Genomic DNA, 25,799 nt, shown 5'->3' on the forward strand with positions numbered 1-25,799 from the left:
CACGCTCCGGGCCTACCCAGTCAGCCGCGCCTGGTCGTGCCTTTTCGTCGCTTGCCGCCCCGCACAGTGGGCCGGGAACCGATATCGTCGCCATGCTGCGGCTCGTCGTAAGGGGTGGCGACTGCGCGCAGGCCGTGCCGGACCCGTTCGATGACGTGCCCCTCCTGTCGTCGCGCGTAGACGGCATACGCCGACCATGAAAACTCCGGCGCGCCCTTGACGAGGCGCAGGCGCCCGTCCGCAAGAAACGGTTGCGCGGTGCCGATACGAAAATAGCCCGATCCTCCCACCGACAACAGATAAGTAAGCGCCAATGGGCCGAGCGAAATGGAGACGGGCGGGTTGCTCAGTTCGGGAAAAGCCGCCTGGTGATTCGCCGCAAAGCTCGGCCCCCAATCGACGAGCACATACTGCGCGGGGTTCATCGCGCCGTCCGGTGCGCTCGTCACCATGACCAGCCTTTCCTCGACGAGCAGTTCGGAAACCAGATCCGGACGTTGCGGCGGGTTGTAGAGAACGGCGATGTCGAGTGAGCCTTCGTGCACGCGATCGAGCAATCGCATCGGGCTGTCGACCTCCGCCCGCAACGCGATGTCTGGACACTCGCGATGCATCCAGATGAGCCAGTCGGCGAGAAGCGGATGCCACAAGCTGAGCTCGCCGCCGAGACTCACGCCCTCTTCCCGTCCGGGCGGCAGCGCCACATGCTGGCGGGCCTGCTCCCACACCTGAACCAGGGTCGTCGCGTGCTGGACGAAGCGTTCGCCCGCAGTCGTCAGACGCGCGCCCGCCTTGTTGCGCACGAAAAGCCGACGCCCAAGCTGTTCCTCCAGCGTCCTGATCCGTGCGCTTACGGCCGTCTGCGTGAGGTGCAGACGCTCGGCGGCCGAAATGAAGCTGCCGCTCGCAGAGACTTCCAGAAAAGTGCGCGCCAACGTGATGTCCATCGTTTCATAGCAAAGTTATTGCACTCATTTGCAATGATAATGCATTTGCCTATTGACAAGGGCAACCGGACAATGGTCGTGAGGTCGGTCAAAGCTGAACTGTCCCGACGCGCATGACTCGGGACGGCAACTGGATAAGAGGTGAAATCATGATGGAACTGATCATTGCCGGAGGAACGGCATTGGCATTAGGGGCCTGGGCGACCGTATTGCTGGCCACGCATATTCCCGAACAACTGCTGATCGGTGGACAGGATCACGGGCGATATGCGTACCTCGGTGAAGACGATGACGTTGCCGGCGCAACGTCATCGAATAGCATCGACATCAAACCGCTTCGCCCCGCATTCGCCGATGCGCGTTCGCGGGCGCGCCATTACGCGAATCCAATTCGGGAAAATCGCAGGCGTCGCGCGATCGAGCAGCGGGCGATCCGCGAGACGATCACCGATTGACTGCGAGCCGCATTGGCTGGAAGCACTCGAACGAGATCATGGAGGCGATCTGGGTCGCGGCCGAGATGCGCGCCGGCGCTGCCTTTGCCCATTCGACTATCGCACTCGACATGATGAGGAAACAGCACAAGTAGCGTGTCCTTCGCTATGAGGCATCGTCATAGTGACGATCTCGTAGCGAAACACTCGCAGCGGTTGCGGGGAACCGTGAAGATGCGTCGGGCTACTCTTCCGCTCCTGTCATACCTCCGACAAGAACGCGCCTGAAAATAACGGGTTGCCCCTCGTTGCCCACGGCGCTTCCTGCACGATGTCGACTACGGTTGATTTTCCCGCGCCGTGCGCGACTGGATCTTGCGCAATCTCACGCGCGGCGTCGAAGCGCGGTCCGTGGTCAATGAACTGGTCAGCCATAAGACGGCTGTCGAAGTGGCGGCCGCGATGGCGCGGAATCGACGCCCCATGTCGACTATCTGGTGCCAGGCAACGACGCGAAGGAGTCGATCGCCATGCGCTAAACCGCATTAGTTGCACCATCGACGAAATGGAATGGGCGCAATTATTGGGGCGATATATTTACAGTAAGTTTTTTGAACACCACGCCACTGAGTTCGCGAATCTGGCCGTAGATAAACGCGCCATTCCGTTGTGGTTAGGCCCAAGCAAGCTTATATCGCTGCCGAACTGAAGGCGACATGTCGAAAGGCGTGTTTAGGAGTCGGCGGGAGTCGTGGTGTTGGCAGTGCCGCGCACAGCCAACCGTATCGGGACTGGTCACGACTGCGGTGCAGTGTGACCATGGGATCAGAGCGGCACGTCTTTAATCGAATGCGATTTCAGCGCACGGATTCGTCGGTCGACGAAGTACCCTCCGCCTTCTGTATAGCGCAGATAGAGCCGGTTGCATTGCGTGCACTGCCATACGCCACAACGATTGTATGGAAAGTAGCGCGGAGCGATGGGCGCATCCGCGGACCAATACTGAACGTTACCAGGGCGGTATTCGGCGAACGTCGGTTCGGGATCGTCTTCGCGTACGAGCGTTGCGATTTCGACGAGTTGCCCTTCGTCGATGGAAAGCGGTTGCGATTGCCAGCCATCCAGCGATGTTCTGGTACATGAGCATGATTCAGCCGCGTTTTCTTCGGCGCGTTGCGCGAGTTCGACGAGAGCCGCGGCGTCCACGTACGGTGTCATGGTATGGCGACTCACCCGCGCATCATCCGGTCGAGATGCGGCAACACCCATGATCTGTCGAAGCGTCCCTCGGTGATCGATTGCAGTGCAGCCGCTTCCTTCGCTCCTTGCTTGCGCGCGCCTTCGATCACACGTTCGACATCGGAAGGCGCGATGGCCAGCAGACCATCCTCATCGCCGACGATGATGTCGCCCGGGTTCACCACCATTCTTCCGACCGTCACCGGCACGTTGATTTCACCCGGCCCATTCTTGTAGGGACCGCGATGCGTGAAACCTCGCGCATAGACGGGGAAATCGCGCTGACGTATTGCGCCGACATCGCGGATCGCGCCGTCGATCACAAGCCCCTGCACGCCGAGACTCTCCGCATAGCTAGCCATGATGTCGCCCATCAACGCCTGGGTCAGCTCGCCGCCGCCGTCGATCACGAGCACATCGCCAGGCCTGCAAAAGTCGAACGCACGATGGATGGCCAGGTTGTCGCCCGCACGCGTGCGCACGGTCACGGCGGTGCCTGCCATCGCTTTGCGGCGGTGATACGGCTGAAGGCCCATTATTCCGCTTGCGCGGGCCATGTTGTCGCTGAGCAGCGACACGGCAAGCTCGCGCAACGCGTCGAGCGTCGCCGTGCTCACCTGCGGAGCCGATTCATATTCGCGCCAGCCGATCGGATTCATATCATCGCCCCTTCCGTAGTCAATTGTTTATCGAGTTGCGCGGTCATTCGTCCATATAACGCCCGCGCGTTGTCTTCGTAGATGCGCTGACGGTCCGCGTCGCTCAACCATTCGATCGCATCGATATAGCGCCGTGTGTCGTCGTAGTAGTGTCCGGTCTCGGGATCGACACCCTGAACAGCGCCAATGGTTTCCGACGCGAAGAGAATGTTCTCGACGGGAATCACTTTCGCGAGCAGTTCGGCGCCCGGCTGATGATAGACACAAGTGTCGAAGAACACGTTCTTCAGCAGATACTCACGCAGCAGCGGCCGCTTCATGTCCTGCGCGAGTCCGCGATAACGTCCCCAGTGATAAGGGACGGCACCGCCGCCATGAGGAATGATGAAGCGCAAGGTCGGGAAGTCAGCGAACAGATCGGCCGTGAGCAACTGCATGAACACCGACGTATCGCCGTTGATGTAATGCGCGCCCGTCGCGTGGAAGTTCGGATTGCACGACGACGATACGTGAATCATCGCCGGCACATCGAGTTCCACCATCGCTTCGTACAACGGATACCACGACCGGTCGGTCAGTGGCGGGCCTGACCAGTGACCGCCCGACGGGTCCGGATTCAGATTGCAGCCGATAAACCCGAGTTCCTGCACGCAGCGACGCAGTTCCGCGATGCAGTTCGCGGGCGATACGCCGGGTGACTGCGGCAACTGACATACGCCGATGAAATGACGCGGAAACAGCGTGCAAACACGATGCACGAGATCATTGCATTCGCCGGACCAGACGGCATTCGCTTCTGCGCCGGCGAGGTGATGGCCCATGCCTGCCGCGCGCGGCGAGAAGATCGTGAGGTCCGTGCCGCGCTCGCGCTGGATGCGCCGCTGGCCCGTTTCGATGCTTTCGCGGATTTCGTCGTCGGTGATGACGGGACGCGGCGGCACGGTCGTACCGTCTTGCAGCGCGCCGACCTGCTTCGCGCGCCAGGCTTCGTGTTGCGGCGGCGATGTCGTGTAGTGGCCGTGGCAATCGATGATCATGAAGCGAACCTTTTGAGTCTGTGCGATGAATCGAATCGGCATTTAACTGCCGGTGGCGGCGTCCCCACGCGCCAGCGCCGACGATGAGTCTTCGTCCGGCGGCGTGACGCGCATGACGAGCGCGATGATCGTCGCGATCACGAGGAACGCTGCGATCGTCAGCAAAGCGAGCGAGAAGTTGCCTGTCGCGCGGCGCACCAATCCGATACTCCATGGCCCGACCAGTCCGCCGAACTGCGCGATGGTGTTGATCAGCGCGATGGTTGCCGCGCCAGCCGCACCCGTACGAAATGAAGACGCGAGGCTCCAGAAGAGCGGATTCCCGGCGTAGATAAAGAGTCCTGTGATACAGAGCAGCGCATAAGCCAGCAGCGGATTCGGCGCATACGCACTGCCCGCGATAGCGATCGCGCTGGCTCCATAGACGAATGCGAGGTGCTTCTTGCGGTCGCCCGAGCGGTCGGAACTGCGGCTGATCAGGAACGTGCCGAGCACACCTAGCAGCGGTGGCGCCGCGGACAGAAAGCCGACTTCGATGTTGTTCAGATGACCGAGGCTCTTGACGATCTGCGGCAGCCACAGAAAGAGCCCATAGATGCCGACCAGCGCGCAACCAAACAGACCCGCAAGGCTCCACACGCGGATATCGCCCGCGACGCGCAGCAGAGAAACGTGCGTATGGCCGCCGAGCGCCTCACGTTCCGCCGCGAGCGTCGATTCGAGCCAGTGCTTCTCGTCGTCGGAGAGCCATGGGGCATCGGCGGGCCGCTCGGTCATGATGCGCAGCGTCAAGAGGCCCAGCAGCATCGCCGGCACGCCTTCGAGGATGAACATCCATTGCCATCCATGCAGTCCGAGCACGCCGTCCGCGTAGGTCATCAGCGTCGTCGAGATCGGCCCGCCGAGCACCGCCGAAAACGAACCTGCAATGATGTAGCCGCCCACGGCGCGTGCGCGGTAGCGTTCGGGGAACCACTTGGTCAGATAGACGGCAACGCCCGGCAGGAAGCCCGCTTCCATCACACCCAGCAGGAAGCGAAGCACGTAGAAGCTGGTGTCGTTGAAGACGAATGCCGTCGCTGCCGCGACAGCGCCCCATGTGAGCAGAATGCGCGCAATCCAGCGGCGCGCGCCGACGCGATGAAGCAACAGATTGCTCGGCACTTCGAGCAGCATGTAGCCGACGAAAAAAATACTGCCGGCGAATCCGAATACGGCCGGGCTGAAGCCCATGTCGCTGTTCATGTCGAGAGCCGCGAAACCGATATTGATGCGGTCGAGGTAGTTGAAGAACATCATCGCGAAGAGCAAGGGCATGAGCCGCCCATAAACTTTTCGCATCGTTGCAGCTTCATCGATGTGAGTCATGCTGTCTCCTGCCTGTGCGCGACGTGGCCGTCGCTGCGCTCTTTTCTAACCGGGCCTTTCGAGCCGGCCGCCAATTCAACGGCCACGCGTAGTGGCCGTCAGCAGTGTTCCGTTGCATGCCGCGTGCGTATCGTCCGCGACGGATACACAGATCGTTTGCGACGGAATCTGCTATGTGATCGATGTTATGAACGCGAAGGCAGAAAGTCCAAGACGAGATGCTTATGCTTCTATAAGCGCCGCCTTATAGTGCGCCATTACGGTCGGGCGGAGACGGAAGACAGCGCAGAAATGCGCGCAGATGTGGCGACGTATCGTCGGAGCGATAGGTGGCGGCGAGCGTCGAGCGTTGCGATGAACCGGGGCCCGTCAGGTGGCGGTACACGACGTCGGTGCGCCCGTGCCGCGCAACGGATTCGCCGACGACCGTAACACCCAGGCCAGCCGCGACGAGCGCGATCGCCGTCTGGATTTCGTAGGTCTGGTGAGCGACGAGCGGCGTCACGCCTGCATCGCGATACAGCGACAGCACCGAGCGCTTGTACTGCGCATTCTGATGCTTCGGATAGAGGATCAGCGGCGTGTCCGCCAAGTCCTCTATCCGTACCTTCTTGCGTTTTGCGAGCGGATGATCGAGCGCCATCACGACCACGACCTGCTCGCGCAATAGCACACGCGTCGTATATCCCTCCATCGCGAGCGGCTGCCGTCCGATGCCGACATGAATGCGCATGTCGCGCAGCGCGTCGCTTTGCTCATCGGTGAGCATTTCATAAAGCTTCAGCTCGACCTGCGGATATTCGCGGTGAAAGGCCTTGAGCGCGGGCGGCAAGATGCTGTACATCGCGGAGCGCGTGAAGCCGATGCTCAGCCAGCCGCGCCGGCCCATGCCGACTTCGAGTGTGCCTAGCGTCGCCTGTTCGATCGAGCCGATGATCTGACGCGCCTCCGTGCTCAGGTATTGCCCCGCTTCCGTGAGACGCAGCGGCCTGCGCGTGCGATCGATCAGTTGCGTGCCGAGCCGCTCTTCCAATGCGCGTATCTGCTGGCTCAGCGCGGGTTGCGCAATATGCAGACGTTCGGCGGCGCGGCTGAAATTGAGCTCCTCGGCAAGCGTCACGAAACATTGAAGCGCTCTAAGATTCATCAGGTTCTGTCGATGCTTCGAAATCGTTGGTCATCAGTAAGCGTTCGAACGCATGTGTATGCTACGAGAGAATCATAAGCTTTATCTTTGCTTTTTAATGTTCGCGGCATCGATAGTTCCATTGTCAAGACACGGCTTTATATCCTGACATGGAGCTCGTAGTAATCGACGTTTGTCACGCGCCCCCATGCGCGGGACTCTTTTATGTTCAAGTGTCGTCGCGTCGGTCGGCGACGCTTGCACGAAGTAACGTCAGCGTCGAATGAATTGAGCGAAGCGAGGGCTATATTCGTGGAAAGCGGACGTGAAGCGTCATCGGCGCCTAACCAGGCACCGATGCCTTCTGTGAGAAGCGTGGAATTGGATGAAGCGACGAAGCGCTTCGGCGCGCGAGTCCTCGATGCGGAGACCGCGCGCCAGTTCAGTACAAGAGCCTAATAAATCTCGAAGGGATCGTTCGAACGCGCCTGCGCGCTGATCGCGCTCGCCACGGCGGAATCCGTCACGAAGTGCGCGGACGACTTCGCTGCAAGAATCAGCTCGGGCTCCAGTGGCCGCGCGATCGCGTAGCCCTGCACGTAGTCGACGCCGAGTTCCCTGAGCATCGTGAGCGTATCGGCGTCCTCGACCCACTCCGCGACGCTGCGCATGCCGAGCGCGCCCGCGAGCGAGACCAGCGCCTCGACGATCGCCACGTCCTTTGGATGCTCGCGCATCGAACGCACGAATTCGCCGTCGATCTTCAATGCGTCGGCAGACAAGACCTTGAGATAACGGAACGACGTATAGCCCGCGCCGAAATCGTCGAGTGCAATCTTCGCACCGAGGTCATGAATGCGCGCGATAAAGCGCTGCGTGTTCTCCAGATCGTGCAGCGCGACGCTTTCGGTGATTTCGAGGCACAGGTACTGCAAAACGGGCCGGTGCTCCACCAGAAGATCGAAAATCTCGCGCGTGAAACGCTCGTCGTTGAGCGACGCCCCGTTCAGGTTCACGCAGATGAACTGCGTATTCGCAAGATGCGCCTGATGCCCGGAGATCCATTCGAGCGTGGTCTTGACGACCCACATATCGATGGCGGCGATCGCGCCCGATTCTTCGGCCGCGCTCAGAATGCGGTCCGGCGTGATGAGCTGCCCTTCCGGAGAGCGCATGCGCAGCAGCACTTCGAAGTTCAGCGAATCGTAAGGCGCGGACAGCGACATGATGGGCTGCATCAGCAGGAACAGCCCCGGCGGGAGACTGGTGCCGCGGAACGACTCGACGAGCCGCAATTCGGCCGCGCGGTGTTCGAACGCCGCGGCGCCGCGCCGGTACGCAACGATGCTGTTGCCCGATTTGTGCTTCGCCTCGCGGCACGCACGGTCCGTGTGCGCGAGCGCATCCTGCACACGCATGCCGTGCTCGCATTCGGTCAGGCCGATCGACGCCTTGACCATGAACGCCCGGTTGCCGACCTGATACGGCATATCGTTGATCGCGTTCACGACGTTGGTCCAATGTTCGAGCGCTTCGTCGATCGAGACGTCCTTCATGATGCAGACGAACTCGTCTCCGCCGATGCGCCCGATCGCGCAGCGCTCGTCGAGCATGCCGACGATGCGTTTCGCGACCAGCCTCAACACTTCGTCGCCCGCCTGATGGCCGAACAGATCGTTGATCAGCTTGAAGCGGTCCAGATCGATATAGACCAGCACCCAGCGCGAAAGCGTCTCGGATTGCGCTGCGATCGCGCTCTCCACGCCACGCCGGTTCAGCAGGCCCGTCAGCGAATCGTGCTCGGCGAGGAAACGCAAACGCTCGACGGCCTTCGAGCGCTCCGTCACGTCCTGCAGCGATCCCTCGATGAACTGGCCCGAGCGGATCGCCGAAATCTGAAAGCGCCGGTCGGACTGCCCGAGCAGCGTCATGCCGTTGATACCCGCTTCGCCGCTCGCGCCTGCCAAACCGCCCGTCAGGAACGACTCGAGCTTGCCCCACGCACCCGCTTCGAAGAAATCATTCCAGTGGTGCATCCGGTACGACGCCCTGTCGAGGCCGAGCATCTGCAGCAGCGCCGGGTTCGCGCGAACGAAGCGGCCCATCGCATCGAGCGTGAAAAGCCCGACGGGCGCCACGTCGTACGTGTTGCGCAAGTCGATTTCGGCCTGCTGGCGATGCTGCCGTTCGGCGCGCATCTGCTCGGCGATCGCGAACGCGGCCATCATGCTCGAAGTGAGCGCGGCCAGCACGGGGCTCACCCCTGCCGCGAGCGCGGGAAAGCCGAACACCGCGCCGATCAGCTCCGAGAACGTCGAGCCGAGCACGACCGCGAGCGAGCCGACGTACCACATCACCGTGCGCGAGCGCGCCTTCCTGACGAACTGCGCGAGATGAAGGATCAGCACGCAGATGCCGAAGCCGCCGAACGACCACAGCGCCAGAATAAAGCGCGAATACGGCAGCACCAGCGCGGCGACCAGCAGCAGCACGCCCGTCCATTGCGCCGTCCGATAGAGCCGGATGAACCCGGTATGGCGCAACTCCCGGCGGAACAGCCGGCTGAACAGCGTGCCCGTCACGATGTAGTACGCGGCAAAACTCAATTCCCGCAAGAAGGCGATCGACGTCGAAGGAATCGTCCGGTCGACCCACTGCGTGTCCCAGCCCATCGCGTTGGCGCACATGCGCAGATTGCCGACCAGCCACATCGAGAACAGCACGTACGTCCATTCGCGATTGATCAGCGCGGTGACGAACACGAAGCACGCGAGAGTCAGCAGGCCGCCGGCGATCAGCGCGGCGCCTTCCTGGAAGTCGAGTTCGGAGACGTGAAATTCGTCGATGCCCCACGACAGCACCGATACCTGGGCCGGCCCGGAATACGTCGCGCGGCACAGGATCACGTTTGCGCTATCGTTTGCGTCGAGCGGAATGGCAAAGCCGGCCTTGGCTGCGCGCATCGGCACCGTCTGGTGCTCGCGGTCGGCATGGCCGAGCGGCGTCAGATTCGAAGCGACCCAGCACTGCATCGACGTGGCGTGGCGCGACGGAAATTCGAGAATGCGGTCTGCCGAACGGGATGCGGGTGCGAGGAATTCCAGCCAGATCGGGGTTTCCGAAAGCTTCGTGCCGTAGCGGATCGTTTCGCGTGCGCCGGACAGCGCTGCGCGGGCCTCCACGGGCCCCATCGACGCGGTCTTGTCGTCGAATACCTTGAACTGCAGTGGCTGCGCGGCTTTCGGCTGGAAAGCATGCGGCAGGCACACCAGCACGACGACCGTGCCGATCGCAACCGCGGCCGGCACACCGTAAATGGAGAACGCGTCCAGCCACGCGTCGATCGACGAGCCAGCGCTACGTAGTATTCTTGACAACCATCGCGACCGCATCATGTCTGCGGCACCCCCAATCCGGCAAAGCCTGTTTTGTGACGGCTGTGCAACCCGATAACGCACAGCCGTGCTCTTTCCGTCATTTGATCCGCCACCCGCAACCGCATTATCCCTGCAAATAACGCGGCGCCGATGGCTGGCCGGCAATTATTACGCCGCCGCCTCGAGGCAGACCGCCCCCTGCGCGGGCTGCGTCAGGATCAGGTCCGGGTGAGGCGTTTCGAACACGAACCTGTACAGCGGATGCTTCGCCTCCGCCCAGCGCCGGCGCGCCGCGGATACCTCGCCCGCCATCACCCGATGCGGCAGCCCGCCGACATGGGTCATTGGAACATAACGGTGATCGGCAAAAATGTCGCGGAACAGCATCGTCTCGTACTCACGGTCGATGGGCGAGCGCGCCGTGATCAGCAGCCAGTCGATGCCCCGCTGCTCGCACAGCAGGAACAGCGCCTTGAACAGCATCATCTTGACCATCCGGCCGCTCGACGGCCCCACTACGGCCAGACGCGTCGCTTCCGCCAGCCGGCCCGACGCGCACCAGGACGGCAGCTCGATCGAATGCTCGACGGGCAGCCCGGCGAATTCGTTGGTCTGAACCCGCATTGTGCCAATTGGTGCGCGATCGAGCCGCGATTCCGCGAGCAGGATCGTCGTGCCCGGCGCGAGGTCGACGTCCTCGATGGTCATCGTTCGCGCGAACTCGGGCAAATGACGCCCATACGCGCTGCGCCTGACGGCCACGGCTTTCGCGATGTCCTCGCGGGTGACGGCTATACGTACTGTAAACGGCAGACGTTCCGGCTCCTGAAGGCCGATGTTCGCAACTTTCTGGTTCGCTTCGCTGTTGCGTGCAGTACGGATGACTTCGTGGTTGAGCTCGAGAATTTCCATTTTTCATCCCTTTTATTGGTCGTAGAACAGACATCCGCTGACGTTCCCTATGTCCGGGAACGGGTCCGGAACGACAGCGGCAGCCAAGAGGCGGTCCTTCAAATTCACTTCGCAGTACGACGGGGACTGGCATCCACCTGATAGTGGGTGTAGCGCGTGCTGTCAGAATCGAAGCCGACTCTGATGCGATGGTGGCACTTTTCATCGGACAACACCCGCTCGGGCACAAAAAAGCCGCCTTTTCAAGCAGGCGGCCCGGCCACTGCCGAACGTAGCCGGTCGGGTCGATGAGAAGCGGGAAGTTCTGCACGTTCCTGTGTCACGGGAAGTACACGGATGGAAGCCCGGTTGAAGATGAACGGCCTGGTGCCGTCGCGCTACGCACCCAAAAGGTGCCTGGGAAGGGATGCTTTGATTTGCCGGGCAGGCGTCGCGTGTGGAAGCGGCGTTGGATTTGCGGCCGGCCAAAGAATCCAGTCGCGCCTCACGGAATCTGGATTTGCCGCGCCACCGCCATCGGCCGTTCGCGCGTCTTGGGACTGACTCGCTTGTCAATGCGGGCAATGTGCGTTGCAATCACCCACCGTGACTTCACAACGAACAAGGAAGGAAATGGAACAGGTGTCGAGAGCAGTGCCAGCAGACGGACAACGCTGGCTGACGGTCGCGGGACCCGTGATCTTTCTGTTGCTGTGGTCCGCGGGTTTCCCGATTGCGAAGATCGGCCTGCGCTACGCGTCGCCCCTCACCTTTCTGGCAATCCGCTTTGCGTTGAGCGTCAGCGTGCTCGTCGTGCTGTGCGCGGTGCGCCGGCCCGCGTGGCCGCGCGGGCTGCATGCGTGGAAGCATCTGATCGTCGTCGGCTTTCTCGTGCAGGTGCTGTACTTCGGGCTGAGCTATCTGTCGATGACGGCGGGCATCGAGACCTCGGTGCTCGCGCTGATCGTCTCGCTGCAACCGATACTCGTCGGCGTGCTGGCGCCGAAGCTGGTCGGCGAACGCGTCGGCGCACGCCGCTGGACGGGGCTGATACTCGGTCTCGCAGGCGCGGCGGGCGTCATCGTTGCGCGCAGCCGCGTCCACGTGGATTCGCTGGGCCCCGTGCTGCTCGCAATCGGCGCGCTGCTCGGCATCACGGGTGCGATGCTTTATGAAAAGCGCACGGCCGCATCGAACGATCCATTGATGGCGAATCTCGTTCAGTACGCGGTCGGCCTCGCGTGTTGCGCGCCGATGGCCATGTTGTTCGAGCACGGCCACGTGCAATGGACGGGGACCTTCACGGCTGTCATGGCGTATCTCGTGCTCGGCAATTCACTGATCGCCATCAGCCTGCTGCTAGCGATGACACGCGCCGGCAAGGTGTCGAAGGTGGCTGCGCTGTTCTTCTTCGTGCCGCCCGCCGCGGCGCTCATGAGCTATGCGTTCCTCGGAGAAACGCTGCCGCCGTCCGCGTGGTGGGCAATGGGTGTTGCAGTGGTGGGCGTTGCGATTGCAACCTCGCAGTCGCGATGATCGGCGCTCGCCAGCAGTCATTCAAGCGAGATCTTTACAGGCGCGATCTTCCAGATCCGCTCACAGTACTCGGCGATCGCGCGATCGGATGAGAACTTCCCCGAGCGCGCCGCATTGAGTATCGACATGCGAGTCCAGCGTGCCGGGTCCAGCCACGCAGCGCTCACGCGCTCCTGGCACGCGACATAATCGGCGTAATCGGCGAGCACGAGGAACGGGTCGACGTGCAGCAGATTGTCGACCAGCGGCCGAAACACGTGATGGTCGCCGCGCGAGAAATGTCCGCCGGCGATAAGGTCGAGCACCTCGCGCAACTCCGGATTGCTTTCGACATGCGCAGAAGGACGATAGCCTTCGCGCCTGGCGCGCTCCACCTGCGCGACAGTGAGGCCAAAGAGGAAGAAGTTCTCGTCGCCGGCTTCTTCGCGGATTTCGACGTTCGCGCCGTCCAGCGTGCCTATCGTGATGGCGCCGTTCATCATGAACTTCATGTTGCCGGTGCCCGACGCTTCCTTGCCCGCAGTCGAAATCTGCTCGGACAGGTCGGCGGCGGGATAGATGAACTGGGCATTCTTCACGTTGAAATCCGGAAAGAACACAACCTTCAACCTGCCGTGCATCGCGGGATCGTTGTTCACGACTTCGGCGATGCCCGTAATCAGCCGGATCATCAGCTTCGCCATCGCATAACCCGGCGCGGCCTTTCCGCCGAACACGAAGCAGCGCGGCACGGCGCCCTGCTCGACGTTGCGGCGCAGACGCTGGTAAAGCGTGACGATGTAGAGCGCATTCAGATGCTGTCGCTTGTACTCGTGGATGCGCTTGACCTGAATGTCGAACAGCGCATCGGGGTCCACGTCGATATTCGTCACGTGGCGAATCTGTCCCGCGAGCGCGTGTTTGTTCGCATGCTTGACGGCACGCCATTTTTCCTGAAACGCGCGATCGTCGGCGTACGCTTCGAGCCTGCGAAGCCGTGTGAGATCAGTGACCCAGCCATCGCCCACTGTTGCGTCGAGCAGCCGCGCAAGACGCGGGTTGCTCAGCAGCAGGAAGCGACGCGGCGTGACGCCATTGGTGACGTTGTCGAAACGCTCGGGCCACAGCTCCGCGAAGTCGTGCAGCACGGTCTGCCTGAGCAGCGTCGAATGCAACGCCGCGACGCCGTTGACGGCATGGCTGCCGATCGTCGACAGGTACGCCATGCGAATCTTCTTCTCGCCGCTCTCATCGATCAGCGACATGCGCGCGACGCGCGCCTCGTCGCCCGGATACTTTCGCCCCAGGTCGTCGAGGAACCGGTGATTGATCTCGTAGATGATTTCGAGCGGACGCGGCAGCAATCTGCCGAAGAGCCGCAAGCCCCACGTTTCGAGCGCTTCGGGCAACAGCGTGTGGTTGGTATAGGCGAGCGTGCGGCACGTGATGTCCCATGCTTCGTCCCAGGGAACAAGCCGTTCGTCGACGAGCAGGCGCATCAGCTCGGCAACCGCGACGGACGGATGCGTGTCGTTCAGCTGAACCGCGAACATGTCGGCGAAACGCGAGACGGGCACGCCCTTCAGATCGAGAATGCGCAACATGTCCTGCAGCGAGCAGGAGACGAAGAAGTACTGCTGCGCAAGACGCAGCCGCTTGCCGGCTTCGGGTTCGTCGTTCGGATAGAGCACCTTCGACAGCGTCTCCGAAATCACCTTTTCCTGCACGGCCTGGTAGTAATCGCCTGCATTGAAGTCCTGCAGATCGAATGACTCGATCGCCTCGCTTTTCCACAAGCGCAGCGTGTTGCACGTGTTCACGCGAAAGCCCAGCACCGGCGTATCGCAGGCCACGCCCTTGACCATCCGTGCCGGCAACCAGCGCACGCGAAAGCGGCCTTGCTCGTCGGTCCACTGTTCCGTATGCCCGCCAAAGGCGGCGTAGTAACACACGCTCGGGCGCACGATCTCCCACGGGTTGCCTTTTTGCAGCCACTTGTCGGTGACTTCCACCTGGCAGCCGTCGCGTATCTCCTGATCGAAGATGCCGAACTCGTAGCGGATGCCGTAGCCGACTGACGGTATCTCGAGCGTCGCCAGCGAGTCCAGATAACAGGCGGCAAGCCTGCCGAGCCCGCCATTGCCGAGCCCCGGCTCTTCCTCCAGCGCGAGCAGCGCATCGAGGTCCTGGCCGAGCGACTGCATGACGGCACGCGCGTTGTCCTCGATGCCGAGGTTCACGAGATTGTTGCCGAGCTGCGGGCCGATCAGGAATTCAGCGGAGAGGTAGCACGCGACCCGCAGGTCGCGTGCTACATAGTTCTGGATCGTCGCGGCCCAGCGCGCGAGCATGCGGTCACGCACGCTGTACGACAGCGCCATGTACCAGTCGTACGGCGTAGCGATGCTGGGAGGACGCGCCTGCAGGCAGATCAGATTGTCGAGCACGCCGCGCCGCAGCGCATCGGCGTCGAGCCCGGTGCGCGCCGATCCGACGCTCGGGGTTACGTCTGATGTCGGGTTGGTGGTCACGATGCTTCCTCCCGATTCGCCGCGTCGAAGGCATGACGATGCCGCGCCGTTCGCCGATTCGGGGCACGATCCGCGCCCTGGCCGAGCGAACCTCAACGCCAGCATATGTTACGGCGCAAGGATTGCAAGCTCGATGACCCGCGAGGGCTTTCCGCTGACGATTATCGGGTGCGCAACTCCACGCATGCCGATCGGCGAAAGCGGTTCACGCAGCGGCCTCCATGTCCGCCGGAACCTCGCGCGGCCGCTCGTTCGCATGGACCGGCTGCAGACCATTCGTCCTGGCATGCTGCCACGCGCGATATTCGGTCGGCGACTTCCCTAGACATCGGCGAAACAGCTTGCCGAGCCTGCCGCCGTCGGTCAGACCGACACGCCGTGCGATTTTGTCTGCGGGCAGCGAGGTTTCGGCCAGCAGCACGCAAGCCAGATCGAGCCTCGCCCGTTGCAGGTATTCCGATGGCGAAGTCCCGAGGCACGCCTGAAAGTAGCGCAGCAATGTACGCTGGCTCATCGCGCAAGCGTGCGCGGCATCGGCGACGCTGACGGGACGGTGACAGTTGTTCCTGAGCCATTGCCCCGCCGCGCGCACCTTGTCGGCCGTGGTCATGCCCGCGTCGGTCGATGACAGAATCGTGTCGACGTGTACGCTGACCGTGCGATGCAAGGCCTCGCGCGCAATCGACTCGCCCATATCGTCGCGGATGACTTCGAAGGCCGCTTTGATCGCGCCGGATAATCTTGCTTTGGCCTGCGACTCCTCGACGACGCGATCACGCTCCGAAACGTGCACGGTATCGGCTGCGAGAAACCGCACGGGCGTGGCTGTTGCCCTGACGCGCTGCAGCCACGCTGCATGCGACAGCCCGTTGCACACCTCGTCTACGTTCGGCCCTGCCGCGACGAACACGCACGCGAATCGCGTCCCGATCGTATCGCCCAGTTTGCCCGTCGACACGACGAGCGAACGATGGCATTTCACGAGGCCGCCATTTGCGGACAGTAACTGCACCCCGTACTTGCACGCATGCTGAACGCCCGCCAGTTCGCTCGCGCATTCGAGCGCCTCGGCGACGACGGTTACGCCCAACAGGTCGCACGCATCCGTCAGCACGAACGCGATCCGTTGAAAGCTTGAAACACTGCCCCTGTATCCGTCGGCGCGTTGACGCGCGTTCTCTGCGACAAACATGATTCCTCCAGCTGATTCATCGAGACATGCGCGGCATGCATCGATTGACAAGACGAACTTCTTCAGACGTTTTCGCAATCCTTTGAACGCCCGGGCGTTGCGCGCGTCGGCGCTATCGTCTGCCCAGCGCCTCCATCACTGCTTCCACCACTTCGCCGGGATCGGCGGAGCGCGGAAACCACCCGTCCCACTGTGTCCAGTCGAGGCGCGCATCGTCGGACGAAAAGCCGATCAGCACGGGACGGCCCGCGCTGCGCTGGATCGCGTCCATCGCATTGCCGCCATCGACGGCAACAAACCGACTCGACGTCACGATGACGCGCGGACCGAGCCGCCGCGCGGCATCGCGTGCTTCTTCCATCGTGAGCGTCGGCATTACGACGACGCCGCGCGATGTCAGCCGGGAAGCCAGCGCCGACAACCGGCCCGCATCGGCATCGAGAATCAGCACGTCGACCCTGGCTGCGTGACTGACGGGCATCCGTTGCCGACGCGCGCGTGCGCGACGCCACTGCCTGAGCGGCCATAGCATCCGGTTGAACGCGTGCGCCAGCACGAGTCTTCGCCAGATACGCGCCACGCTGAACGTCGGGCGGCGCGCCTGACGTTCGAGCAGCCGCTTGCGGTCGGGCAGATGCAGCAACGCACATCCCTTGAACCAGCGCAGATCGCGATGCGTATTGCCGGACCAGTGTCGTCCCACCAGCCGGTGCGCGCCCAGATCGACGACCTGATGCCCTTCTTCAGCAAGCAAGTTCAGTGCCGCAGAGACAAATGCTTCATCGCCCTGGTGGTTCAACTGGTCGATCGACGACCTGTACCGTTCGAAGCATGCGCGTGCGCGAGGCACGAGCTTGTCGATGAACGCCGCCGATGCCAGCAGCGCCTCGCCGCCGAACCATCTCGGGTTGACAAGCCGCCTGCCTGCAACCGTCTCGAGATCGGCGATGACGCGGCTCTCGCCATAAGCAGAGAACTCCTGATCGGTGATGTCATACGCGCCCACGCCCGTCGCCCGGCAGCGCAGCAGCAGTTCCGCGCTCACGCCCCGAAGCGCGAGCATGTCGGTATCGAGCAGCATCAGAAGCTGGCCTTCGAGCAATGTAGCGGCCGCCTGCTCCAGCAAATCGAGTTTGAAGTGCGTGCCATAGAACCGCGTGGCCTTCGGCACCTGGAGTGTCGACGGCCTCAGCTGCAACACGTCGGGACGCCAGTCCCCGGCGACATCGGCGAGATAGTGCTCGACCTTGTCCGACACATTGGTCGCGACGGTCAATCGCGGCAAGCCGGCAGCGAGCAGACTCCGGTTGAGCGTGATGGACTGTTGGAGATAGGCGAACGGATCGACGCTCGTGCTGTTGGGACTGCCAACACTGTTCGTGTCGACGTACACGAGCGCATAGGGTACGACAGCGGAATGGGAGCGCGCCGCACGCGACGGACGCTGTGTGGTCCGCGCGGAGACCGACCGAAAACCGTTGCGAAACACAGCGGTGTCAAGCATGGTCGCCTCCAGCAGACTGCATCGACGGGCGGCATGGCGCCAGCCATCTCGCACGTCTCGTTCCAAAATACTAGTCGCTCTGGATTACCTTATTAAGGCCGTCGCTATCTCCGAAGATCGACTCCTTCGTACAACGTACGCAGTTTCAGCTCGAAGCTCGCGATGCAACTCGACCTTCGTACTTCAGCGCTACCTGCCTAACGTTTGGCGGATGCGCGCTACCTCACGTGTCGTCACGGGCGCGGCATCGTTGCCCCACGTATTGCGTACGAAGGTCAGCACACGCGCCATTTCGGTATCGGTCAGCTTGCCCGCGAATGACGGCATTTTCTTCGGGTCCGGTCCCGATTGCGTGTGCGGCGCCTCGCCGCCTTCCACCAGCAAGCGCACGAGCGAATCGGCGTGCTCGCTCAATACAGCGGGGTTGCCCGCGAGCCGCGGATACTTGAGCGGCTCGCCCATTCCATCCACTTTATGACAGCGCGCGCAAAAGCCCTGATAGATCCCCGCGCCCGGCAATTCGACATCGCCCGTTTTCAGCGCGCGCACGGTCCGCAGCGCAGCATTCGACTGATCGTCGAAATGGCCAGACGGCGCTTGCGCCGGCAGACTCTTCAGATAGCGCGCAATCGCATGCAGATCGTCGTCGGTCAGATACTGCGTGCTGTCCTCGACCACCTCAATCATGCTGCCGAACGTGATGAGACCGCCGCCATGCCCGCGTCTCAGGAACGCGGCGATGTCGTCTTCGGAAAAGCGTCCGAGGCCTGAGCCCATGTCGCCCGTCAGGTTCGGCGCGAACCAGTGATCGTTCGTGCCGCCCGTCAGATAAAGCCGCGAGTGCTCGCTGTAGCCGCGCTCTTCGGAAGCCGGTCCGCGCGGCGTGTGACATGCGCCGCAATGGCCGAGCGACTGCACGAGATAAGCGCCGCGATTCCATTGCGGGCTGCGCGACGATTGCGGCACGAACACGTCATCGGATGCAAACGCGAAGTTCCAGAACGTCAGCGCCCAGCGCAGATTGAACGGAAACGGCAAGCGCGTGCGTGGCGCGGGCTTCGACACGGGCGCGACGCCGTGCATGAAATACGCGTAAAGCGCGTGCATGTCATCATCGTTGATCTTTGCGAACGACGGATACGGCATCGCAGGATAGAGCCGCCGGTTGCCGGGCGCAACGCCCTCGCGCACGGCGCGCGCGAAATCGTCGTACCTGTAGCGCCCGATTCCCGCCACGGGGTCGGGCGTGATATTCGACGACCAGATCGTGCCGAACGGCGAGCCCATCCCCAGGCCGCCTGCAAAAGGCGCCGACGGATGCAACGGCTCCTTGCCCGAAGGCCCGCCCGGCGGCGCCGTATGGCAGCCCGCGCAATCGGCGGCTTTCGCGAGGTATTCGCCTTTCGCAATCAGTTTCGGGTCGCGGGTGTCGATGGGCACCGTCGACGTCTGCGCGTCGGCTCGCTTCGGCATCGCTCCTGATGCGATGAAAGCCGCGCCCGCAATCGCCGCGATCCCGATACCAATGCCGATACCGATGGCAAGAACGACTCGTCTGCTCATGATCGTCACCACTGCCCGCACGGCGACACGACCACCACGGCCAAAACGGTCGTGACCAGCCCGAACATGAACATCGCGCTCGACAGCGCGCTTACCCGCGCGAGAAACCATTCGAGTTCCGCGACTCTGCGCGCGCGTCCGTCGAGCGCATGTCCGCGTCTGCCGCGCGTGAACACGACGGCACGCCACGCGACGATCAGACCCGCGACGCCCACTATCACGCACACGACGCTCAGCGCGGCCAACGCCGTCGTCACCCACGTCGGCGGCGATGCGGGACGCAGCGGATCGGATAGCGCACACGCCTGCGACGTCAGCACTTCGCCGATGAACATCTGCGCGAACCATGCGAGCGGCGTCGCGAGCGCGGCCGTCAACAGGCGCCCGGAGTGAAAGCGCGGAATGTCGATGCGCGCCGCCGGCTCATCGCGCCGCTGCTGTGTTTGTGTGCGGATGTCGCTCATGCGCGCCCCCTCAACACATACGGCGACAGATAGATCGTCGAGAAGATGAAGAGCCACACGAGATCGACGAAGTGCCAGTAGAGTCCGCCGATCGTCAGCGCGAGGCAGCGCTTTTCGTCGAAGTAGCCGCGCGCCGTCCATAGCAGCAGCAACGCCAGCACCACCAGTCCGACGACGACGTGCGCCATATGAAAGCCCGTGATCGTGAAGTACAGCGATCCATACAGATGCGCCGTCATGCCGTAAGGATGGTTCTGCCATTCCTTGATCTGAATGCCGACGAACGTCACGCCCAGCACCAGCGCCGTGCTCATCGACGCGACGGCCCAATGGATGCGCCGCCGCTTCACGCAGCGCTCGCACAGCCACACGAAGACGCTGCTCGTCAGCAGGATGGCCGTGTTCGCGCCGCCGAGGCCGAGCTTCGGCAAGCCTTCGGGCGGCCACATGCGGCCGCTCTGCGACGCAAGGTACAGGTACGAAAAGATCAGATAGCCGAACAACGAGCCTTCCGTGACGATCAGCGCGAGACACCCGAACCAGCCGCCCGAGCGTTCGCCCGCGCTGCCGACGGGCAGGCTGACCTCGCGTCCATAAGCGTCGCCGCGAGAGGCATCGTCGTGCACCGTGCCGTTGCGCAACGCGTCGCTCATTTCATTCCCCTGCATCGCGCACGCGCTGCGGCTCGCGCTGGATCAGGCTGCGCTCGGGCCACAGCCACACGACGATCGACGCGGCACAGCCCAGCAGCATCGCCGCCACCAGCCACCACGCGAGCAGCGCAAGCCCCGCGAAAAGCAGCGCCGCGAACACGCTCAACACGAAAGGCGTGTACGAGTCTTCCGGCATCTTCAGGATCACATCCGGCCGCGCTTCGAGCGCCGTCGTGCCGAGCGCTTCGCGGCCGCGATCGAGAATGAAGCCCTCTTCGAGCGACGAGCGCGAGCCGTTCTGCCCCTCCTCTTCGATGCGCCCTTCCCACAACGGGTGCCGGCTCGCGACCGTCGGCGCGACGGCGAAGTTGTACGGAGGCGGCGGCGAAGTCGTCGACCATTCGAGCGTGCCGGCGTCCCACGGGTTGTCGCCTGCGACGGCGCCGTGCCGCAAGCTGTAAAGCAGATCGCACAGGAAGATCAGGATGCCGAGCGCGAGCACGAACGAGCCCACCGACGTGATCAGGTTCACCGTGCTCCAGCCCATGTCCGGCGCGTACGTATAGATGCGGCGCGGCATGCCGAGTAGTCCCGCAAGATGCATCGGAAAGAAAGCCACGTTGAAGCCGATGAACATCACCCAGAAGGCAAATTTTCCGATGCGCTCGCTCATCATGCGTCCCGTGAACTTCGGGAACCAGAAGTACACGCCGCCGATCACGGGGAACACATTGATGCCGAGCAGCACGTAATGCAGATGCGCGACGACGAAGTAAGTGTCCGTCAGTTGCCAGTCGAACGGCACGGCCGCCGTCATCACGCCCGACACGCCGCCGATCACGAACAGCAGCACGAAGCCCGCGAAGTAATGAAACGGCACGCGAAACACGGGCCGCCCTGTCCAGATCGTCGCGATCCATGCGAAAGTCGCGATCGCGCTCGGCACGGCAATCGCCATGCTCGCCGCGCCGAACAGCGACAGCGCGAGCGCGGGCAAGCCCGTCGCGAACATATGGTGAATCCAGACGACGAAGCCGATCAGCATCGTCGCAACCGTCGACAACGCGACAGGCCCATAGCCCACCAGCGGCCGGCGGCAGAACACGGGCAACGCGTCGGAGACGATGCCCATCGCGGGCAGCACGACCACATACACCCACGGATGAGCGAAAATCCAGAACAGGTGTTGCCACAGCAGCGCGCGTCCGCCGTTCGCCACGTCGAAGAAATGCGTGCCGATGCGCCGGTCCATCCACAGCAGCAAAAACGCGAGGCTCACCGACGGAACCGCCACGAGATTGCCGCACGACGCGGTCATCGTGCCCCACACGAGCACGGGGATGCGATCGAGCGACATGCCCGATGCGCGCATGCGCAGCAGCGTCACGACGAAGTTCACCGCGCCGACGGTCGTCGAAATGCCGAGCAGCACCATGCCGAGCGCGTACACGTCGATGTTCGGCCCGGTGTCGTATTCGAGGCCTGAAAGCGGCACATAGTTGAACCAGCCGGCGTCGGGCGCTTCGCCGAGCGGAAAGCTCGCATACAGAAAGATCGCCGCGAACAGGAAGATCCAGTACGAAAACGCGTTGAGGCGCGGAAACGCCATATCGCGCGCGCCGAGTATCAGCGGCCACAGATAGTTCGAGAAACCGGACAGCACGGGCAGCGCGTACAGGAAGATCATCGTCACGCCGTGCATCGTGAAGAGCTGGTTGTACTGCTGTGGCGTGAGCACCGTGCCGTTCGGCTGCGCGAGCTGCACGCGCATGATGAGCGCCTCGACGCCGCCCGCGATCAGGAACACGAACGCCGTGACAAGGTAGCGAATGCCGATGCGCTTGTGATCGACAGTCGACAGCCAGCCGCGCCAGCCCGGCGGTGTCTCCCACAGTTCGCGAAGGGCCTTCTCGGCTGCACTGCCGCGTGCGACGATGCCGCGTCGCAGCGTGCGCTCGAGCGGCTCGCGCGAGGAAGTCGAAGAAGGAGTCGTGGTATCGGCCATCCGTGTCTGTTCCCGTCAATGCAAGGTCGCGAGATACGCGGACAGCGCCGCTGTCTCGCTCGTCGTCAGCGCGATGCTGGGCATCAGCGAATCGGGCTTGATCCGTTGCGCGTGGCGAATCCAGTCGAGCTGATGCTCGCGCGTGTTCGTCAGTACGCCCGCCGCGATCAGCCTGCGCGCATTCAGATGCGTGAGATCGGGTGCCTGTGCGCCGTTCGCGTCTGTGCCGCGCACCGCGTGACAACCCGCGCAGCGCGCGTCGAAGAGTTGCTTGCCATGCGATGCCAGTGCATCGGCCGAAGCGGCGACGGGCGCCGCGGGCTTTGCTTCTTCGCGGCGCCACGCATCGAAAGCGACGCGCTCCTGCGCGACGACCTCGAACGCCATATGCGCATGCTGCGCGCCGCAAAACTGCGAGCATTGCCCGCGATACACGCCCGGCGCATCGGCCTGAATCCATTGCTCGTTGATCTGCCCCGGAATGGTCTGCGTCTTGCCCGCGAGTTGCGGCACCCAGAACGCGTGAACTACATCGGCGCTCTTCAGCACGATCTTCACGGGCTCTCCGGCAGGGATGTGAATCTCGTTCGCCGTGACGAATGCGGGGCCGCCGTCGGCATCGCTGTATTCGACTTTCCACCACCAGTCGTACGCCGTTACCGTCAGCGTCAGCGAAGGCGCGTGTGGCGGCGACGCTACCGAATCGAGCGTGACCAGCGTATAGGCGAGCGTCACGATCAGCAGCACGGACGAAATGCCCGTACCGATGTAGACCCAGCGAAGCGCGCCCTTCTCCCCTTGTTCAAGCGAGTTCGCGACGCGCGCATGGCGGCGGCGCGCAATCGCAATGGCGAGCAGCAGCGCGACGATCGCGATCACGCCCATCGAGAGCGCGGCGAGCGCCCAGCCGAGGCGCATCGTCGGCCCGGCGGCGGGACCGCCCGCGTGCAGGAAGTAATCGAGGGGCGCGCCCTGTGCATCGGTGTGTGCAGCCATCAAGCCAGCCATCGACGCAACCGCGGCGGCAGCGGGCGCACGAGTCCATACGCCTGTGCCGCTGCGACGCGCGTCTTCCGGCCTCCGTTGCATCCGCCTACTCCCCCTTTCGATGCCTGCATACCAAGACGTGACGCGCCCGTACTAGCTCAGCAAGAAACGGGCACGGTCTCGCCACGCAGCTTCTTCAATCAGGACGGGAAGCCGCCACAAACGCCACATCATGTATGCAAAAACATGCCCGCAAACCCGAGCCGGCGTTGCGCGTACGATTTACATCACACTGTGACCTTTACATGGACGTCAGGCGGCGTTCTTCGCATGTAAGCGCATCACGCACGTTCGCCCGCTAGTCCTTCGCGCCCGGAATGACCGAGCCCAGCACCTGACGCGCGGTGTTCGCGATCACGCTGCCTTCTTTCGGATCGCCCTCCATCAACGTCCGTGCAAACGCGCGCGCCTGCGCGATCGTCACATGAGGCGGCAAAGGCGGCACTTCCGGGTCCGACTTCACTTCCAGCACGACGGGGCGCTTCGCGGCCAGCGCGGTTTCCCACGCATCGGACAACTGCTCGGCATCGTCGACGTATAGGCCCGTCAAGCCGAGCAGTTCCGCAAAGCGGTGATAAGGCACGTTGGGTATTTCCTGCGACGCGTTGAACTTCGGATCGCCTTCCATCACGCGTTGCTCCCACGTCACCTGATTCAGGTCTTCGTTGTTCAGCACCATGCAGATCCAGCGCGGATCGGCCCACCGCTTCCAGTACTTCGCGACGGTAATCAGCTCGGCCATGTTGTTCATCTGCATCGCGCCGTCGCCGACCATCGCGATCACGGGGCGGCCCGGATACGCAAACTTCGCGGCGATCGCATACGGAACGGCGGCGCCCATCGACGCGAGCCCGCCCGACAACGATGCCATCATCCCCCGGCGAATCTTCAGATCGCGTGCGTACCAGTTTGCGCACGAGCCGGAGTCGCTGGTCAGAATGACGTTGTCGGGCAGGCGCGGCGACAGCTCGGTGAACGCGCGCTGCGGATTCACGCCCTTGCTGGTTGGCTGATGCGCGCGCTCGTCGAGCGTCTCCCACCAGCGCGAAGTCCAGCGCTCGATACGCGAGCGCCATACATGACTGTCCTTCTCTCTCAGCAGCGGCAACAGCGCGCGCAAAGTCTCGGCGCTGTCGCCGACGAGGTTCACTTCCATCGGATAACGCAGGCTCAGCATGTCGGCCTTGATGTCGATCTGCACGCCGCGCGCATCGCCTTCCTTCGGCAGAAATTCCGAGTACGGAAAGCCCGAGCCGATCATCAGCAGCGTGTCGCATGACGTCATCAACTCGTAGCTGGGTTTTGTGCCGAGCAGGCCAATCGATCCCGTTACCCACGGCAGATCGTCCGGCAGCGCGGCCTTGCCGAGCAGCGCCTTGGCGACGCCCGCACCGAGCCGGTCCGCCACCGCGATGACTTCATCCGTTGCATTCAACGCGCCGGCGCCGACCAGAATGGCGACCTTGTGCCCCGCATTCAGCACATCGGCGGCGCGTTGCAGATCGTCCTGCGCGGGCACGATTCTCGGCCGCGAATAGCCGACGCCCGAATGCGCGGTGCCGTGCCTGCGTGCGGGCGGCTCGAATTCGAGGTCCTGCAAGTCGTTCGGCAGAACGAGCGCCGTTACGCGCCGCTCCGATAACGCAATGCGTACCGCGCGATCGATCATGTGCCGCACCTGCGCGGGCACGCTCGCCTGCTGCACGTATGAACCGGCGACGTCCTTGAACATCGCTGCAATGTCGACTTCCTGCTGATAGTGCGAACCCAATGCCGCGCGCGCCTGCTGGCCGGCGATCGCAAGCACGGGCATGTGGTCCATTCGCGCGTCGTAGAGGCCCGTGATCAGGTGCGCTGCACCCGGTCCTGACGTCGCGATGCAGACGCCCAGCTCGCCGGTGAATTTTGCGTGCGCGCTCGCCATGAACGCAGCCATTTCTTCGTGGCGTGCCTGCACGAATTCGATCTTTCCGTCTGCCCGGCTCAGCGCGCCGAACACACCGTTGATGCCATCGCCCGGATAGCCGTACATGCGTCTCACGCCCCATTGATACAGCCTGTCGACGATGAAGTCGCCCACTGTCTTTGCCATGAAAACCTCCGCATAAGAGAAGTCGTGCGTGCCGAAGTTGCGTGCCGTTTGCGCGGACACTGCGCCGTCTGTCGAGACAGCAAGACGTGCGCCCCATCGCGCGAAACCCTGCTGTAAGGCACACCCATTGCTGTCCGTCGAGTAGCGCAACACGA

19 protein-coding genes are annotated in these 25,799 nt (G+C 63.0%); 2 read left to right on the plus strand and 17 right to left on the minus strand.

The window, feature by feature from the left end:
* Nucleotides 1-20: 20 nt before the first annotated feature.
* Nucleotides 21-935, minus strand: coding sequence for a LysR family transcriptional regulator (locus AB4Y32_RS31155; protein ID WP_368725003.1), 915 nt, complete (start codon nt 933-935; stop codon nt 21-23).
* Between the two features lie 161 nt (nt 936-1,096).
* On the opposite strand from AB4Y32_RS31155, the gene AB4Y32_RS31160 reads away from it, so the two are divergent.
* Complete coding sequence (locus AB4Y32_RS31160; RefSeq protein ID WP_368725004.1) at nt 1,097-1,402, plus strand: hypothetical protein; 306 nt, start codon at nt 1,097-1,099, stop codon at nt 1,400-1,402.
* An 804-nt stretch (nt 1,403-2,206) separates the two neighbouring features.
* On the opposite strand, the gene AB4Y32_RS31165 is transcribed toward AB4Y32_RS31160, so the two are convergent.
* The 7 genes from AB4Y32_RS31165 to AB4Y32_RS31195 form a co-directional block, all read right to left on the minus strand.
* Entirely contained in the window at nt 2,207-2,599 is a 393-nt protein-coding gene (locus AB4Y32_RS31165; RefSeq protein WP_368725039.1) for a hypothetical protein, read from the minus strand.
* A gap of 11 nt (nt 2,600-2,610) precedes the next feature.
* On the minus strand, nt 2,611-3,279 hold the full coding sequence (locus AB4Y32_RS31170) for an RraA family protein (protein ID WP_368725005.1): 669 nt from the start codon (nt 3,277-3,279) through the stop codon (nt 2,611-2,613).
* The gene (locus tag AB4Y32_RS31175) at nt 3,276-4,316 is read right to left on the minus strand and encodes an amidohydrolase family protein (RefSeq protein ID WP_368725006.1); all 1,041 of its coding nucleotides are present in this window, start codon (nt 4,314-4,316) and stop codon (nt 3,276-3,278) included. The genes AB4Y32_RS31170 and AB4Y32_RS31175 overlap by 4 nt, the downstream gene beginning before the upstream one ends.
* A 42-nt stretch (nt 4,317-4,358) precedes the next feature.
* Nucleotides 4,359-5,684 carry an MFS transporter gene (locus tag AB4Y32_RS31180; RefSeq protein WP_368725007.1) on the minus strand — a complete coding sequence of 442 codons (1,326 nt, stop codon included), beginning with the start codon at nt 5,682-5,684 and terminating at the stop codon, nt 4,359-4,361.
* A gap of 244 nt (nt 5,685-5,928) precedes the next feature.
* Nucleotides 5,929-6,831, minus strand: coding sequence for a LysR family transcriptional regulator (locus AB4Y32_RS31185; RefSeq protein WP_368725008.1), 903 nt, complete (start codon nt 6,829-6,831; stop codon nt 5,929-5,931).
* A gap of 434 nt (nt 6,832-7,265) precedes the next feature.
* The gene (locus AB4Y32_RS31190; protein WP_368725009.1) at nt 7,266-10,187 is read right to left on the minus strand and encodes a putative bifunctional diguanylate cyclase/phosphodiesterase; all 2,922 of its coding nucleotides are present in this window, start codon (nt 10,185-10,187) and stop codon (nt 7,266-7,268) included.
* A gap of 168 nt (nt 10,188-10,355) precedes the next feature.
* Nucleotides 10,356-11,099 carry an N-acyl amino acid synthase FeeM domain-containing protein gene (locus AB4Y32_RS31195; protein WP_368725010.1) on the minus strand — a complete coding sequence of 248 codons (744 nt, stop codon included), beginning with the start codon at nt 11,097-11,099 and terminating at the stop codon, nt 10,356-10,358.
* Between the two features lie 612 nt (nt 11,100-11,711).
* Between AB4Y32_RS31195 and AB4Y32_RS31200 the strand changes: the two genes are divergently transcribed.
* The gene (locus AB4Y32_RS31200; RefSeq protein WP_368725011.1) at nt 11,712-12,614 is read left to right on the plus strand and encodes a DMT family transporter; all 903 of its coding nucleotides are present in this window, start codon (nt 11,712-11,714) and stop codon (nt 12,612-12,614) included.
* A 17-nt stretch (nt 12,615-12,631) separates the two neighbouring features.
* On the opposite strand, the gene AB4Y32_RS31205 is transcribed toward AB4Y32_RS31200, so the two are convergent.
* From AB4Y32_RS31205 to AB4Y32_RS31245, 9 genes are all read right to left on the minus strand, one after another.
* A complete protein-coding gene (locus AB4Y32_RS31205; protein ID WP_368725012.1) occupies nt 12,632-15,124 on the minus strand; it encodes a glycogen/starch/alpha-glucan phosphorylase in 2,493 nt (830 codons plus the stop codon).
* A 205-nt stretch (nt 15,125-15,329) separates the two neighbouring features.
* Complete coding sequence (locus tag AB4Y32_RS31210) at nt 15,330-16,316, minus strand: helix-turn-helix domain-containing protein (RefSeq protein WP_368725013.1); 987 nt, start codon at nt 16,314-16,316, stop codon at nt 15,330-15,332.
* A gap of 112 nt (nt 16,317-16,428) precedes the next feature.
* Complete coding sequence (locus AB4Y32_RS31215; RefSeq protein WP_368725014.1) at nt 16,429-17,820, minus strand: response regulator receiver protein; 1,392 nt, start codon at nt 17,818-17,820, stop codon at nt 16,429-16,431.
* A 189-nt stretch (nt 17,821-18,009) separates the two neighbouring features.
* Entirely contained in the window at nt 18,010-19,383 is a 1,374-nt protein-coding gene (locus tag AB4Y32_RS31220) for a c-type cytochrome (protein ID WP_439899864.1), read from the minus strand.
* Nucleotides 19,384-19,388: 5 nt separating this feature from the next.
* On the minus strand, nt 19,389-19,847 hold the full coding sequence (locus AB4Y32_RS31225) for a hypothetical protein (protein WP_368725015.1): 459 nt from the start codon (nt 19,845-19,847) through the stop codon (nt 19,389-19,391).
* Nucleotides 19,844-20,500, minus strand: coding sequence for a heme-copper oxidase subunit III (locus tag AB4Y32_RS31230; RefSeq protein ID WP_368725016.1), 657 nt, complete (start codon nt 20,498-20,500; stop codon nt 19,844-19,846). The genes AB4Y32_RS31225 and AB4Y32_RS31230 overlap by 4 nt, the downstream gene beginning before the upstream one ends.
* A 1-nt stretch (nt 20,501) precedes the next feature.
* Nucleotides 20,502-22,505 carry a cytochrome c oxidase subunit I gene (gene ctaD / locus AB4Y32_RS31235; RefSeq protein WP_368725017.1) on the minus strand — a complete coding sequence of 668 codons (2,004 nt, stop codon included), beginning with the start codon at nt 22,503-22,505 and terminating at the stop codon, nt 20,502-20,504.
* Between the two features lie 15 nt (nt 22,506-22,520).
* Nucleotides 22,521-23,594 carry a cytochrome c oxidase subunit II gene (gene coxB / locus AB4Y32_RS31240; RefSeq protein ID WP_439899865.1) on the minus strand — a complete coding sequence of 358 codons (1,074 nt, stop codon included), beginning with the start codon at nt 23,592-23,594 and terminating at the stop codon, nt 22,521-22,523.
* 256 nt (nt 23,595-23,850) lie between these two features.
* Complete coding sequence (locus tag AB4Y32_RS31245; RefSeq protein WP_368725019.1) at nt 23,851-25,644, minus strand: thiamine pyrophosphate-requiring protein; 1,794 nt, start codon at nt 25,642-25,644, stop codon at nt 23,851-23,853.
* Between the last annotated feature and the right edge of the window lie 155 nt (nt 25,645-25,799).

Source organism: Paraburkholderia phymatum, assembly GCF_040965635.1.
Lineage (GTDB): Bacteria > Pseudomonadota > Gammaproteobacteria > Burkholderiales > Burkholderiaceae > Paraburkholderia > Paraburkholderia phymatum_B.

Bases quoted from the DNA above. Each gene is read 5' to 3' on its own strand.
- AB4Y32_RS31245 (WP_368725019.1), bottom strand. From the start codon at position 25,644: ATGGCAAAGACAGTGGGCGACTTCATCGTCGACAGGCTGTATCAATGG.
- AB4Y32_RS31230 (WP_368725016.1), bottom strand. From the start codon at position 20,500: ATGAGCGACGCGTTGCGCAACGGCACGGTGCACGACGATGCCTCTCGC.
- coxB (WP_439899865.1), bottom strand. From the start codon at position 23,594: ATGCAACGGAGGCCGGAAGACGCGCGTCGCAGCGGCACAGGCGTATGG.
- AB4Y32_RS31200 (WP_368725011.1), top strand. From the start codon at position 11,712: ATGGAACAGGTGTCGAGAGCAGTGCCAGCAGACGGACAACGCTGGCTG.
- AB4Y32_RS31170 (WP_368725005.1), bottom strand. From the start codon at position 3,279: ATGAATCCGATCGGCTGGCGCGAATATGAATCGGCTCCGCAGGTGAGC.
- AB4Y32_RS31220 (WP_439899864.1), bottom strand. From the start codon at position 19,383: ATGAGCAGACGAGTCGTTCTTGCCATCGGTATCGGCATTGGTATCGGG.
- AB4Y32_RS31215 (WP_368725014.1), bottom strand. From the start codon at position 17,820: ATGCTTGACACCGCTGTGTTTCGCAACGGTTTTCGGTCGGTCTCCGCG.
- AB4Y32_RS31210 (WP_368725013.1), bottom strand. From the start codon at position 16,316: ATGTTTGTCGCAGAGAACGCGCGTCAACGCGCCGACGGATACAGGGGC.
- AB4Y32_RS31165 (WP_368725039.1), bottom strand. From the start codon at position 2,599: ATGACACCGTACGTGGACGCCGCGGCTCTCGTCGAACTCGCGCAACGC.
- AB4Y32_RS31225 (WP_368725015.1), bottom strand. From the start codon at position 19,847: ATGAGCGACATCCGCACACAAACACAGCAGCGGCGCGATGAGCCGGCG.
- AB4Y32_RS31160 (WP_368725004.1), top strand. From the start codon at position 1,097: ATGATGGAACTGATCATTGCCGGAGGAACGGCATTGGCATTAGGGGCC.
- ctaD (WP_368725017.1), bottom strand. From the start codon at position 22,505: ATGGCCGATACCACGACTCCTTCTTCGACTTCCTCGCGCGAGCCGCTC.
- AB4Y32_RS31180 (WP_368725007.1), bottom strand. From the start codon at position 5,684: ATGACTCACATCGATGAAGCTGCAACGATGCGAAAAGTTTATGGGCGG.
- AB4Y32_RS31175 (WP_368725006.1), bottom strand. From the start codon at position 4,316: ATGATCATCGATTGCCACGGCCACTACACGACATCGCCGCCGCAACAC.
- AB4Y32_RS31185 (WP_368725008.1), bottom strand. From the start codon at position 6,831: ATGAATCTTAGAGCGCTTCAATGTTTCGTGACGCTTGCCGAGGAGCTC.
- AB4Y32_RS31195 (WP_368725010.1), bottom strand. From the start codon at position 11,099: ATGGAAATTCTCGAGCTCAACCACGAAGTCATCCGTACTGCACGCAAC.